Here is a 13,892-nt window from a genome sequence, read left to right as displayed (position 1 = left end):
CATGAAACGCCTGACCGTGATGATCATCAGCCTGGCCCTGGCCGGCGCCGCCCATGCGGGGCGCTCGTGCGAGGAAAAGCCAACGGATGCGAGCACCCTCGTCAAATCGATGGAGCTGGCGCAAAAAACCCTGCAGGCGCTCGATGCCTCCGGCGCGCAAGTGGCGCTGGTGGCGCGCGCCGGGCAAGACTTGTCGAAGTACCATTTGCGCTACTCGCACATGGCGCTGGCCTGGCGCGACCACCCGAAGGGACGCTGGCTGGTGGTGCATGAACTCAATGAGTGCGGCACGGCGCAGTCGTCGCTGTACAACGAAGGCTTGGGCAATTTCTTCATGGACGATGTGTTCATGTATGAAACGCTGATCCTGATTCCCGGCCAGGATACGCAGCAGCAACTGGCGCGCCTGCTGACCAGCAACACACCCAAGCGTCTGCATGAGCCGCACTACAATATGCTGGCCTACCCGTTTTCCACCAAGTACCAGAACTCGAACCAATGGGTGCTGGAAACCCTGGCCGCGGCCAGCAACGAGCCGGGCAAGATCGAGACGCGCGCCGAAGCGCAAGGCTGGCTGCGCAGCGCCAGCTACGCGCCGCAAACGCTCAGCATCCCCGCCGCCACGCGCCTGGGCGCGCGCATGTTCCGCGCCAATATCGCCTTTGACGATCACCCGTTCGAGCGCCGCATGACGCGCCAGATCGACGTCGTCAGCGTCGACTCCATCGTGCGCTTCATGCGCCAGCGCGAACCGCAGGCGCAGGAAATCGTGGTGCGGGGAAATTAAGGGCGCTGCAGCAGGCGGAACAGCGGCCCGATCGCCAGCACCAGCACCACCATGCGCGCCACGTGGAAAGCCGTGACGATGGGCACGCCCAGATGCAGGGCCTTGGCCGTCAGCGACATTTCCGCGATGCCGCCGGGCGACGTGGCCAGGATGGCCGTGCCGGGGTGAATCTCGAGCCAGTGCGCCAGCCCCAGTCCGAAGGCGGCCGCCAGCAGCAGCATCAGGAAGCTGCACAGGGCCACGCCGGCCAAGTAGCGCGGGGCCGCATGCAGGAAGGCGGGGCTGAAGCGTGTGCCCAGGGCGATGCCGATAAAGAGCTGGCCCGCGCGTATCATCCATTCGGGCAGGCGCGACAGATGGATGCCGCAGGCCGTCAACAGCAGGGCCGCCAGCAGCGGGCCGATGACCCAGGCATTGGGCAGCTGGCCCCGTTTCAATGCGAGGGCCGCCAGCACCGTGATGCCGACCAGTAGCGCCAGCCCGCCGTAGTCGACCAGCGCGGCGCCGGGCACGAAGCTTTCATGCCCCAGTGCCAGGCCATGGCTGCCCCAGTAGCGCACGCCGAACGGAATCGTCGCCACCACCAGCATCATGCGCAGGCTGTGCGCGGCCGCCACCTTGCCCACGTCGGCGCCATGGCGCTCGCTCTGCACGGCCATCTCCGACGCGCCGCCCACCGCCATGGCAAAGAAGGCGGTGGCATGGTCGACGCCGGAGAGGCGCCGCAACAGCATGGCGCCAGCAGCGCCCAGCGCCAGCGCGAACAGCACGGCGCCGGCGATCCACGGCGTATAGACAGTCAGGACGGCCAGCACGGGCGCCGTGAAGTACAGGCCCAGGGCCGTGCCGATGGCCCACTGGCCCGCCTCGCGCACGCGCACGGGGCAAGCCAGCTCGCGCCCCGCCAGGCGCAGCGCGGCCGTGGCGAACAGGGGGCCGATCATCCACGGCAGCGGCGTGTGCAGCCACAGGCAGATGGCGGCGCCCGCCAGCCCGGCGGCCAGCGCGGCGCCGACGGCGCGCCAGCGTGGCCACCACGGCACCGTTAAAACACCCAGAGTTTATCGGCCGGCATGTGCAGCCAGTACTTGCCCGCTTCGAGCTTGTGGCGCGAATACGCGCGCAGGCTGATATTTTCGACACCGCCGCGCTCGAACAGGCATTCCCAGCGGTCACCCAGGTACATGCAGGTCAGCAGCGGCAGTTCGATGGCGTTGTCGACCTGCGTGGCGCTGATCTTCACCTCCTCGACGCGGATCATGGTGGTCACGTCCGTGCCCACGTTGGCGCCGCGCGCCACGCCCTGCATGGAGGCGCCGTCGATCAGCAAGCGCACCTGATTGCCATCGCGCTGCACCACCTTGCCTGGCAGGCGGTTGTTACTGCCCATGAATTCGGCCGTAAACAGGGTGTCGGGCGTTTCATACATGCTTTGCGGCGTGCCCTGCTGCTCGATCTTGCCGTTATTCAGCAGCAGGATGCGGTCCGAAATGGCCATCGCCTCGCCCTGGTCATGCGTCACCATCAGGGCCGACAGGCCCAGGCGCACGATCAGTTCGCGCAGGAAGGCGCGCGCTTCCTCGCGCAGCTTGGCGTCCAGGTTCGACAGCGGTTCGTCGAGCAGGATCACGGGCGGGTTGTACACCAGTGCGCGGGCGATCGCCACGCGCTGCTGCTGGCCGCCTGACAGCTGATGCGGATAACGTTCGCCCAGGTGCCCCAGGCCCAGCTGCGTCAGCACTTCCTTGATGCGCGCGGCGATCTCCGTGCTGCCCATCTTGCGCAACTTGAGGCCGTAGGCGACGTTGTCGAACACGGTCTTGTGCGGCCACAGCGCGTACGACTGGAACACCAGGCCCAGGTTGCGATGCTCGGCCGGCATCTCGAAGTGTTTCGCGCCATCGTAGACATTGCGCTCGCCGATCTCGATGGTGCCCGCCTTCGGGCTTTCCAGCCCGGCGACGGCGCGCAGCAAGGTGGTCTTGCCGCTGCCCGAAGGCCCCAGCAAGGCGACCACTTCGCCTTTTTTCAGGTGCATCGAAACACCCTTCAGTATCTGGTTGGCGGATGCGCCCGTGCCGTAGTCCAGGTGTAATTCATTGACGGTCAGTTCATTCATGATGTGGTCTCAGTCTTTGTATTTAGTTATGCAACTTCACGCCGAAGCGCAGCGCGATGCCCAGGCCGATGGCCACCAGGGTGATGTTGATGAAGGACAGTGCCGCCACCAGGTCGGTCGAACCGCCCGCCCACAGCGATACCAGCATGGCGCCGATCACTTCCGTGCCCGGCGAGAGCAGGTACACGCCCGTCGAATATTCGCGCTCGAAGATCAGGAAGACCATCAGCCAGGCGCCCAGCAAGCCGTATTTGATCAGCGGCAGGGTGACGTCACGCGTCACCTGGCCGCGGTTGGCGCCGACGGCGCGCGCCGCCTCTTCCAGTTCCGGCCCCACCTGCAGCAGCGCGGTGGAAATGAGGCGCATGCCATAGGCCATCCACACCACCGAATACGCCAGCCACAGGGCGAAGATGGTCGAACGCACTTCGCGCAGCACGGGGATCACATGGCCGCTCAGCCACAGGGCCACGCCGTTGTCCATGCCCTTCAGCATGCCGTCCAGCCAGGCCGGCACGAACAGGAACACCCACAGGAAGGACAGGCCGGCCAGCAGGCCCGGCACGGCGCGTGGCACCAGCACGCTGTAGTCGAGCAGGCGCGTGATGCCGTCCTGCTTGCGGTGCATGGCCAGCGCGATGAAGCTGTAGCAACCCACGGCCAGCGCGCCGCCGACGACGCCGATCAGGATGGTGTTGACGATGCCGCGCACCAGCGATGGCTGGTCGAAAATGTCGCGAAAATGCTGCAAGGTCAATACGTCGGCCAGGTGCACGCCTTCGCCCCAGTACTGCACGAAGGAGCGCAGCACGATGCCCGTCAACGGCAGGATGATGGTGAAAATCAGCCAGCCCGCCAGCAAGGCAAAGGCCAGCCACTTCCAGCGGCCCAGCGGCATGGCCTTGCTGCGCGCGCCCTTGCCCTTGATCGACACATACTTGTTGGCGGACTTGAGCAGCCAGCGCTGTATCATCACCAGCGGCATCGTCACCATCACCAGGCAAACGGCGACGGCGGCCATCAGGTGGTACGACGGCGTACCGAGCTTGTTCGTCAGCTTGTACAGATAGGTCGGCAGCACCAGGTGGCCTTCCGGATCGCCGAGCACCAGCACCAGGCCGAACACTTCGAAGCCGAGGAAAAACACCAGCACGCCCGCATACGCGAGCGCCGGCATGATCATCGGCAGCGACACATTGAGCATCACCTGGATCGGCGAGGCGCCCGCCACGCGGGCCGCTTCCTCGACATCGGAACCGAGGCTTTTCAGTGCCGACGAGGCATACAGGTAGACGTGCGGCACGTGCGTCAGGCCGGCGATGATGACGATGCTGGTGAAGGAGTAAATATTCCAGGGCACGAAGCCGAGCAGCTCCTTGGCCCAGATCGAGTAAAAGCCCACGGGCCCCATCGAGACGACATAGCCAAAGCCCATCACCATCGGCGACACAAAAATGGGCACCAGCAGCATGGGCGCCACCCAGCCGCGTCCCGGCAAGTCGGTGCGCACCATCAGGAAGGCCAGCATGCCGCCCAGCGGCACGGCGATGACGGTCAAGCCGAAGGCCAGCATCAGGCCATTCTTGAAGGCCATGGCGAAATCGGGATCATCGAAGATGAAGCGGTAAGAGTCAAAGCCGAATTCGCGCACCGGCATGAAGAAAGGCGCGTTCAAAAAGCTCTGGTAAAAAATCAGGAACAGCGGCAGGAAAATGGCGATCAGCGTGATCGTCACGACCACGCCGCGCGACCAGTTCAGGCGCGACAAGGGAGAGCGCGACCGTGCAGGCAGCGGCAAGATGGCAGTTTGCATGATGAATCCAATGAATGAAGGGTGCGGCATCCGTCCGCGGGCATGCGCCTGCGGACGGCCAGGACGGCATTATTTTTTGCCGGCTGTCTCTTTCCATTGTTTCAGGAAGGCCATGCGCTTGGCCGGTCCCAGAAATTGCAGGATGATCGGGTGCACGGGAATCGGCTTGACGTTGGCAGCGCCGATTTGCTTGATCAGGTCAGCCGACGTGGTTTCGCCCGTGACGTCGGCGCGGATGGCGAACAGCTTGGCGCCGTTGGCGATGATGGTCTGGCCGCGATGCGACAGGATGTAATCGAGCCACAGCTTGCTGGCGTTGACGTTCTTCGCGTTCTTGTTGATGAACTGCACGCGCGACAGGATCAGCGTGTAATCCTTCGGCAGCACCACGCCGATCGACGGGTCGGTCTTGGCGCGCACCAGGGCATACGAGCCCAGCACGTTGTAACCGATCAGGTTTTCACCCGACGAGATACGCTCCATCATGGTGCCCGTCGACGACTGCACGCGCACCTTGGCGGTACCAAACGCATTTTCCAGCGCCAGGAATTGCGGATACTCCTTGGCATCCTGCGCCATGAACATGAAGCCCACGCCCGACTTTTCGATGTCGTAGGTGGTGACCTTGTCCTTGAATTTCGGCGTGGCGATCAGCTTGACGAAGTCATCGTGGTTCTTCGGCACCTCCTTCGGGTCGAGCAAACGCTTGTTGTAGACGATGGCGGCCGGCTCGAACGTGGTGCCATAAGCCTGGTCATCCCACATGGCCCAGCCTGGAATTTTCGCCGCTTCGACGGATTTGTACTTGAGCGCGTAGCCATCGGAGGCCAGGCGCATCTGCAAGTCCATCGCGGACGACCACATCACGTCGGCCGTGTTGCCGCCCGCCGCCACTTCGGAAATGAAGCGGTTGTACACCTCGGTGGAATTCATGTCGTTGTATTCGACCGAGATGCCCGGATACAGGGCGCTGAAGTCCTTGATCAGCGGCGCGGCGGCCTTGCTGTCGGTGGCGCTGTAGATCACCACCTTGCCTTCCTTCTTGGCGGCGTCGACGATCTTCTGGTAATCGGCCGGATAGCCGGGCGGCACTTGCGCAACAGCGGCGCCGGCCAGGCTGGCAAACGCGGTGGCAAGGGCGGCTTGAAGCAGGGTCTTGGTTTGCATGGGGTTGTCTCCGTCTGTGAAATAGTTTTTTTAAATGGGATGCCGTTCAGCGCATCAGGCCAAGCTCATTCGCCTGCCTCGCATACTCGTCGACCGCCTTCCTGACATACGCGGTCAGCTTCGGCCCCGTCAGGGCGAACGGGTACAGGCCTGCCTGCGCGCGCCATTCGGCGAACTGCGGCGTGGCCATGGCACGCTCAAAGGTGGCCACCCAGCGCTGGTAGTCCGCCTCGGGCACCTGCGGGCCCATCCACACGCCGCGGATGATGGGCCAGACCACGTCGACGCCCTGCTCGCGCGCCGTCGGCACACCGGCCAGCACGCCGGGCAGGCGTTTTTCCGACAGCACCGCCAGCACGCGCGCATGGTTGGCGCTGGCGTTCAGGGTGGCCTCGGACGTGTCGCCCGAGACCACCTGCACATAGTCGGCCTGCATCGCCGTAAACACTTCGCCGCCGCCTTCGAGGGCGACGAAGCGCAGCACTTTCGGGTCGATGCCGGCATGGCGCGCCACCAGCGCCATCTTCAGCCAGTCCTGGCTGCCGATGGTGCCGGAGACGCCGATCAGCACCTTGTCCGGATGCTGGCGCAATGCCGCGATCAGGTCGCCCAGCGTCTTGTAGGGCGAATCGCTGCGCACGGCGATCATGCCGTAGTCGGCGCCCAGCGCCGCCACCCAGCGCACGTCGCCCGCCTTGGCATTGCCGAACTTGCCCTGCGCCAGATTGAGCAGCGAGCCGCCCGAAAAGGCTACCAGGGTGTTCGCTTCCGCGCGGCGGCGCTGCGAGCCCATCGAATGCCAGGCCACCGCGCCAATGCCGCCGGGCAGGTAGCTGATGCGCAGGGGACCTGCCGCAGCTGCCACGCCCTCCTGCGCCAGGCCTTTTTTCGCCAGCTTGCACGTCAGGTCCATGGCGCCGCCCGGCTTGGACGGCACCACGCACTCGACCGGCGCGGACGCCTGCGCCCCCGCCACGGAAGGCAGCAGGCACAGCAAGGACAGGAACAGGGAGCGCAGCATGGTCATGGCTTAGAAGCGGTGCTGGATGCCGGCGATCAGGCCGCGCTGCGTATCGCCGAAACCGGCGTCGTCACGCGACAGGCTGACCAGCTGGTTGTGCTTGGCCTTGGCATAGGCGCCTGCCACGTACAGGTCGGTGCGCTTGGACAGCGCATAGCGCACGCGCGCCACGTACATGATCGGATCGGCATCGAGGTTGGCGGCCACGTTTTTCACGTCCTGATAGTAGATCACGCCCGTCAGGGTGATGACCGGCGTGGTCTTGTAGCTGACACCGCCCCAGTACAGGGTGCCGCGCACGTCGGCCTTGCCGGCGGCTGCCGGATCGAGCTTGTAGTCGCGCGCCGCCGCCTGCACTTTCCACGGGCCGTCGTCATACATGGCGCCCAGGTGATACACGGTGGTCTTGTCGCGCGCGCCGCCGGCGATGGTATTGCCGTTCACCTGCTCATACGTGGCCAGCAGGCTGACAGGGCCGGTCTTGTAGGTGACGGCCGTCGACAGCTTGGCGCTGTCCGAATTGCCCGTCGACTGTTCGCCGAAGCCGTACGATGCGCCGTAGCTGAAGTCGCCCGTCTTGCCCGAGTACTTGACCATGTTGTCGAAGGCCGTCGTCATGCCGTATTTGCTCGGGCCGGTCGCGTTGGCCGAGGTGGCCCACGAGTAGAACGGCGCATAGGCCATCGGATCGAACGGCAGCACGAAGTCATACACGGTGGTAAACGAGCGTCCCAGCACGACGCGGCCAAACGCGCCTTCCAGGCCCACATTGGCCTGGCGCTTGAACAGCGCGCCGTCGGCCGCGCCCGTATCGACCAGGATCCCGCCTTCCAGATTGAACACGGCTTTCAGGCCACCACCGAGGTCTTCACTGCCCAGGATGCCCCAGCGCGAGGTGTTCATGCCACCCGAACTGACTTGCGTCATCGAGCTTTTGTTCGGACCGGCGTTGCTGGTATTGCTGATGCCGGCGTCCAGGCGGCCGTACAGGGTGACGTTCGACTGGGCGTGGGCACTGCCGGCAGCGGCGAGCACCGCCATGGCGGCCAGCGAGAATGCAGTTTTGTTCATGTAAAGTGTCTCCCTTAGATATAGTTATTGGTGATATGCCTGATTCATTTCGTGAATCAGGATCACACTATATGAGCGCCATCCTTTCAATTGGCTTTCAGCATGACAGGTGTCGCCGGCCAGCCACAAGGGGCACAAACATATTCATCGCCGCCCCTGCCGCCAGGCTTACACTGCATCATTTCAACGAATGGCGGAGACCATGCGCATATTATTAGTGGAAGACCATCTGGAGCTGTCGCACTGGCTGGCAAAGGCCCTGCGCGACGCGCACCTGACGGTGGAGACCGCCCACAACGGCGCCGATGCCGACGCCCTGCTGCACACGCAGGAATACTCGCTGGTGCTGCTCGACCTGACCCTGCCGAAGATGGACGGCCTGGACGTGCTGCGCCGCCTGCGCGCGCGCGGCGGCACGCGCGGCAAGACTCCCGTCATGATACTCACGGCGCGCGGCGGCCTCGATGACAAGGTACAGGGCCTGAACCTGGGCGCCGACGACTACATGGCCAAGCCGTTCGAGCTGGCCGAACTGGAAGCGCGCGTCAAAGCCCTGCTGCGCCGCAGCCAGGGCAACGAGGCGCTGGTGCACACCTGCGGCGCGCTCAGTTTCGACACCGTCACGCGCATGTTCAGCTATGCCGGCGCCCCTTTTCCCCTGACGCCGCGCGAACACGCGGTGCTCGAGGCGCTGATCACGCGCTCGGGGCGCGCCGTGTCGAAGGAAAAGCTGTTCGACGAAGTCTTCGCGCTGGCCGACGACGTCAACCTCGACGCCATCGAACTGTACATCCACAGGGTACGTAAAAAACTTGAAAACGGCGTGGAAGCCGGCTCGCCCGACGGCGCCGTCATCACCACCCTGCGCGGCATCGGCTACCTGCTGCAGCCGCGCAGCGCCATGGCGCCGGCTACGCCAAAATGACCGCGCACGCCCCACGCCAGCCCCTGTTCGAGCGCCTGCGCCGGCGCTGGGCGCAGGGCCGGCCGCTGGGCAGCCTGCGCAGCCAGCTGCTGCGCTGGCTGCTCATTCCGCTGGTGATGCTGGTGCTGCTCGATGCCGTTTTTGTGTATCGTAACGCGCTCGACGCGGCCGACATGGCCTACGACCGCTCCTTGCTGGCGTCGACGCGGGCGCTGGCCGAGCGCGTCTCCATCGTCGGCGGCAAGGTGGTGGCCGAAGTGCCCTACGTGGCGCTCGACAGTTTCGAGACAGATACCCTGGGCCGCATCTACTACAAGGTCACGGGCATCAACGGCGAACTGGTGTCGGGCTATGGCGACTTGCCGCCCGTGCCGAAGAACGTGCCCCGCTCGCAGAATTATCCGGCCCTGGTGCGCTTCTACCACGCCGATTACCACGGCAAGCCGATCCGCATCGCCGCCCTGCTGCAACCCGTGTACGACGACTCGATGCGCGGCATCGCCCTGATCCAGGTGGCCGAAACGCTGGACGCGCGGCGCGGCCTGTCGAACCAGATCCTGTTCGATACCCTGAGCTGGCAAGCGGCGATGATACTGGTGATGGGCGCGCTCGTATGGTTTGCCGTGCGCCTGGTGCTGCGGCCGCTGATGCGCCTGAAAACGGAAGTCGAGACGCGCACCCTGTCCGACCTGTCCGACGTCGATCCCGCGCTGGTGCACAAGGAAATGCGCCCGCTGGTGAGCGCCATGAACGGCGCCATGTCGCGCCTGCAGCAACTGATCGCCAGCCAGCGCCGTTTCATCGCCGACGCCTCGCACCAGCTGCGCACGCCGTTGACGGTGCTGAAAACCCAGGCCGAACTGGCCATGCGCGAATGCGACCGCCAGGCCGGCACGCCGTCCGACATGGCCGCCCTGCGCGACATCGTGCGCTCGATCGCCGCCACCACCGATTCGACAGTGCTGCTGGCGAACCGCCTGCTGACCCTGGCGCGCATCGAGCATGGCAGCGACAGCCTGGCCATGGATACCGTCGCGCTGCGTGACGTGGCGCAGCAGGTAGGGCTGGAAATGGCCATGGCCGCCGTCGGCAAGCATATCGATTTATCGCTGGAAGCGCCCGACGAGGCGCCCGTGCATGGGCAGGCCTTGCTGCTGCACGAACTGCTGGCCAACCTGGTCGACAATGCGCTGCGCTACACGCCGCAGGGTGGCAACGTGATCCTGCGCGTGCACGCTGCACAAGCGGGGCGCGGCGCGGTACTGGAAGTGGAGGACAGCGGTGCCGGCATCGCGCCGGCGGAACGCGAACGCGTGCTGACGCCGTTCTACCGGGTCGGCGCGGCACTCGAGAGTAACCCTGGCGGCGCGGGGCTGGGCCTGGCCATCGTGCGCGACATCGCTGCCCTGCATGGGGCACGGCTGGAACTGGCCACGGCGGCGAATGGGCACGGATTGAAGGTCGGCGTGTATTTCGCGCCCGGCGCCAGTCGATGCTAAGATCGCGCCCTGAGATTTTAATGAAGGCCCACTGCCATGATGACCAAAGAAGATGTGACCGAACTGTTTGCCAATATCGCCGAAAACGCGCCGTGGGACCTGTCCCAGCCGCTGCTGTGGGGCTATTACTTCACCAACCCCACTTCCGAGCCGCTGGAGCAGGCCGCCACCTTGCTGGCGCTGCAGGGCTACCGCCCGGTGGAACTGTACCAGCCCGAACTGGACGACCCGGCCGCCGCCCCCGTGTGGGTGCTGCACGTGGAAAAGGCCGAAGTGCACGGCGTCGACAGCCTGCACGCGCGCAATGGCGAACTGATGGCGTTTGCCCAGGACAACCAGCTGGCCAGCTATGACGGCATGGATGTCGGTCCCGTCGGTACCGCAGCGTAGGTCGGATCAGGTCCGAAGGACCGTCATCCGACAACATTGTTGGCATGGCCGGTGGTGGCGTCGGATTACGCGGCGTGCCGCCGCTAATCCGACCTACGTCACAAACGCAAAACGGCGCCCGCGGGCGCCGTTTTGCGTGGATCGCTGAAAACGCTCAGCTGAGGTTTTCCAGGCGGATCTTGGTGACCGTGCCCACCACGCTATTCAACGCTTCCATCTTTTCGATGGCGGCCGTGACGTTCTTTTCCTGCGTCTGGTGCGTCAGCATGATGATGTCCGTATGCGTCTCGCCCTCGGCCGGCTCTTTTTGCAGCATGGCGTCGATCGAGATGCCGCGTTCGGCCAGGATGCGCGTCAGGTCGGCCAGCACGCCCGGCTGGTCGGCCACGTGCATGCGCAGGTAGTAGCTGGTGGTGATTTCCGACATCGGCAAGATCGCGATATCGGTCATCGCGTTCGGCTGGAACGCCAGGTGCGGCACGCGGTGTTCCGGGTCGGCCGTGGCCAGGCGCGTGATGTCGACCAGGTCGGCGATCACCGACGAGGCGGTCGGCTCGGCGCCCGCGCCGCGGCCCGAGTACAGGCTGGCGCCGACGGCGTCGCCATGCACCAGCACCGCATTCATGGCGCCTTCCACATTGGCGATCAGGCGCTTGGCCGGAATCAGGGTCGGATGCACGCGCAGCTCGATGCCTTCCACGCCGTTGACGGTGGCGCGCTTGGTGATGCCCAGCAGCTTGATGCGGTAGCCCAGCTGCTCGGCGTAGCGGATGTCGACGGCATTGAGGTTGCTGATGCCTTCCACGTAGGCCTTGTCAAACTGCACCGGGATGCCGAAGGCGATGGCCGACATGATGGTGGCCTTGTGCGCGGCATCGACGCCCTCGATGTCGAAGGTGGGGTCGGCTTCCGCGTAACCGAGTTCCTGCGCCTGTTTCAGCACCGTGGCGAAATCGAGGCCCTTGTCGCGCATTTCGGACAGGATGAAATTGGTGGTGCCGTTGATGATGCCGGCGATCCATTCGATGCGGTTGGCCGTCAAGCCTTCGCGCAGCGCCTTGATGATGGGGATGCCGCCGGCGACGGCCGCTTCGAAGGCCACCATCACGCCCTTGTCCTGGGCGGCGGCGAAGATTTCGTTGCCGTGCACGGCCAGCAGGGCCTTGTTGGCCGTCACCACGTGCTTGCCGTTGGCAATCGCCTGCAGCACCAAGGTTTTCGACAGGTCGTAGCCGCCGATCAGTTCGACGACGATGTCGATCTCGGGATCGTTGACGATGAGCATCGGGTCATTGACGACCTTGCAGGCGCCGGCGACCAGCGCTTCGGCGCGCGCCACGTCGCGCACGGCGACGGCGACGACTTCAATGCCGCGGCCCGCGCGGCGCTTGATTTCTTCCTGGTTGCGTTTCAGGACGCTGAACGTGCCGTAACCGACATTGCCCAGGCCCAGCAGGCCGATCTTGATGGATTTCATAGTTGTGCTTGACTGCTCATAAGTGGCGCCCCCTTGGGCGGCGCCAGGTTGATCGAGATTGCTGCTGCTGGCTGCTTCAGCCCTTGCCGTGACGCTTGCGGTAACCTTCGAGGAAGCGCGCGATGCGCCCCATGGCCTCGGTCAGGTCATCGGAATTGGGCAGGAAGACGACGCGGAAATGGTCGGGCGCAATCCAGTTGAAGCCCGTGCCCTGCACGATCAGGACCTTCGCTTCGGCCAGTAATTCATAGGCAAACTGCTGGTCGTCGGCGATCGGGTAGATCTCCGGGTCCAGGCGCGGGAACATGTACAGCGCGGCCTTCGGCTTGACACAGGTGACGCCCGGAATATCGGTCAGCAGCTTGTGCGCCAGGTCGCGCTGTTTCAACAGGCGCCCGCCGGGCCCCACCAGGTCTTGTATGCTCTGGTAGCCGCCAAGTGCCGTCTGGATGGCAAACTGCCCCGGCGCATTGGCGCATAGCCGCATCGAGGCCAGCATGTTGAGGCCCTCGATGTAATCTTTTGCGTGGCGCTTTTCGCCCGAGACCACCATCCAGCCGGAACGGTAGCCGCAGGAGCGGTAATTCTTCGACAGGCCGTTCATGGTGATGAACAGCACGTCGTCGGCCAGCGAGGCGATCGACACGTGCTCGGCTTCGTCGTACAGCACCTTGTCGTAGATCTCGTCGGCGAAAATGATCAATTGGTGCTGGCGCGCCAGGTCGACGATCTGCTGCAGCACGGAAACCGGGTACAGCGCGCCGGTGGGATTGTTCGGGTTGATGACGACGATGGCTTTCGTGTGCGGCGTGATCTTGCGGCGCATGTCCTCGATGTCGGGATACCACTCGTTCTGCTCGTCGCACACATAATGCACGGGATTGCCGCCCGACAGGCTGACGGCGGCCGTCCACAGCGGATAGTCGGGCGCCGGCACCAGCACTTCGTCACCACTGTTGAGCAGGGCGTTCATCGACATGACGATCAGTTCCGAGGCGCCGTTGCCCAGGTAAATGTCATCGATGGTCACGCCGGCGATATTCTTGCCCTGCGTGTAATGCATGACGGCCTTGCGCGGCGCGAACATGCCTTTCGAATCCGTATAGCCGGCCGCATTCTGCAGATTGAGCATCATGTCGCGCACGATTTCATCGGGCGGATCGAAGCCGAACACGGCCAGATTGCCGATATTGAGCTTGGTGATCTTGTGGCCTTCTTCTTCCATTTGCCTGGATTTTTCCAGGACCGGGCCGCGGATGTCGTAGCAGACGTCCGCCAATTTATTCGATTTCTGAATCGGTCGCAAAATAAATCCCTGTCGTGATGCGGCGCGGCCGGCCTACGCTTGCAGCATGAAAGCCGCGCCAGAACTGTGAACCCGTGAGACTGCAATGCGAAAACAACCATTCTCGCCGAAAGCAGGCCATTTTATCAAATTAAACATGGCAAATTGCAGCATTTCTCGCCGTTTATGCCACGCTGCCCGGCACGCGCGTGCTTTTCCCAGCGGACGCTCTTCATCTTCTCTTAATCTTCGCCTACTACTATGGCAAGCACCGCATGCCACTGTTGCGCCAAAAAATTGTCCATAGATTGCAAATTGGAAAGGATGTTGCTTTTCAG

12 protein-coding genes are annotated in these 13,892 nt (G+C 64.1%); 4 read left to right on the top strand and 8 right to left on the bottom strand.

Annotated elements, in window-relative coordinates:
* The first annotated feature begins 1 nt into the window (after window position 1).
* On the top strand, window positions 2–787 hold the full coding sequence (locus tag ACP7DW_RS13795) for a DUF2145 domain-containing protein (RefSeq protein WP_426057144.1): 786 nt from the start codon (window positions 2–4) through the stop codon (window positions 785–787).
* On the opposite strand, the gene ACP7DW_RS13790 is transcribed toward ACP7DW_RS13795, so the two are convergent.
* From ACP7DW_RS13790 to ACP7DW_RS13765, 6 genes are all read right to left on the bottom strand, one after another.
* A complete protein-coding gene (locus ACP7DW_RS13790; RefSeq protein WP_426057145.1) occupies window positions 784–1,830 on the bottom strand; it encodes an AbrB family transcriptional regulator in 1,047 nt (348 codons plus the stop codon). The two genes, ACP7DW_RS13795 and ACP7DW_RS13790, sit on opposite strands and share 4 nt — an antisense overlap.
* 2 nt (window positions 1,831–1,832) lie before the next feature.
* Window positions 1,833–2,906, bottom strand: coding sequence for an ABC transporter ATP-binding protein (locus ACP7DW_RS13785; protein ID WP_426057146.1), 1,074 nt, complete (start codon window positions 2,904–2,906; stop codon window positions 1,833–1,835).
* Window positions 2,907–2,928: 22 nt separating this feature from the next.
* Window positions 2,929–4,719 (bottom strand): ABC transporter permease, encoded by a 1,791-nt coding sequence (locus tag ACP7DW_RS13780; protein ID WP_096237142.1) that lies wholly within the window; start codon window positions 4,717–4,719, stop codon window positions 2,929–2,931.
* Window positions 4,720–4,788: 69 nt separating this feature from the next.
* Entirely contained in the window at window positions 4,789–5,886 is a 1,098-nt protein-coding gene (locus tag ACP7DW_RS13775) for an ABC transporter substrate-binding protein (protein ID WP_298408641.1), read from the bottom strand.
* Between the two features lie 46 nt (window positions 5,887–5,932).
* Window positions 5,933–6,913, bottom strand: coding sequence for a Bug family tripartite tricarboxylate transporter substrate binding protein (locus ACP7DW_RS13770; protein ID WP_426057147.1), 981 nt, complete (start codon window positions 6,911–6,913; stop codon window positions 5,933–5,935).
* Between the two features lie 3 nt (window positions 6,914–6,916).
* The gene (locus ACP7DW_RS13765) at window positions 6,917–7,978 is read right to left on the bottom strand and encodes a porin (protein WP_426057148.1); all 1,062 of its coding nucleotides are present in this window, start codon (window positions 7,976–7,978) and stop codon (window positions 6,917–6,919) included.
* Window positions 7,979–8,180: 202 nt separating this feature from the next.
* On the opposite strand from ACP7DW_RS13765, the gene ACP7DW_RS13760 reads away from it, so the two are divergent.
* Genes ACP7DW_RS13760 through ACP7DW_RS13750 form a run of 3 tightly spaced genes read left to right on the top strand, consistent with a single transcriptional unit; the run spans window position 8,181 to window position 10,792 of the window.
* A complete protein-coding gene (locus tag ACP7DW_RS13760) occupies window positions 8,181–8,903 on the top strand; it encodes a response regulator (protein WP_096238615.1) in 723 nt (240 codons plus the stop codon).
* The gene (locus ACP7DW_RS13755; RefSeq protein ID WP_426057149.1) at window positions 8,900–10,402 is read left to right on the top strand and encodes a sensor histidine kinase; all 1,503 of its coding nucleotides are present in this window, start codon (window positions 8,900–8,902) and stop codon (window positions 10,400–10,402) included. The genes ACP7DW_RS13760 and ACP7DW_RS13755 overlap by 4 nt, the downstream gene beginning before the upstream one ends.
* Before the next feature lie 36 nt (window positions 10,403–10,438).
* Complete coding sequence (locus tag ACP7DW_RS13750) at window positions 10,439–10,792, top strand: ribonuclease E inhibitor RraB (protein ID WP_298408628.1); 354 nt, start codon at window positions 10,439–10,441, stop codon at window positions 10,790–10,792.
* A gap of 154 nt (window positions 10,793–10,946) precedes the next feature.
* On the opposite strand, the gene ACP7DW_RS13745 is transcribed toward ACP7DW_RS13750, so the two are convergent.
* Window positions 10,947–12,269 (bottom strand): homoserine dehydrogenase, encoded by a 1,323-nt coding sequence (locus ACP7DW_RS13745; protein WP_099762880.1) that lies wholly within the window; start codon window positions 12,267–12,269, stop codon window positions 10,947–10,949.
* Window positions 12,270–12,345: 76 nt separating this feature from the next.
* On the bottom strand, window positions 12,346–13,575 hold the full coding sequence (locus ACP7DW_RS13740) for a pyridoxal phosphate-dependent aminotransferase (protein WP_426057150.1): 1,230 nt from the start codon (window positions 13,573–13,575) through the stop codon (window positions 12,346–12,348).
* Between the last annotated feature and the right edge of the window lie 317 nt (window positions 13,576–13,892).

It is taken from the genome of Janthinobacterium sp. PSRC1-1, assembly GCF_049897525.1.
GTDB lineage: Bacteria > Pseudomonadota > Gammaproteobacteria > Burkholderiales > Burkholderiaceae_D > Janthinobacterium > Janthinobacterium tructae.
The sequence above is the reverse complement of the archived record's forward strand: the minus strand, read 5'-3'. Positions and strand labels throughout refer to the sequence as shown.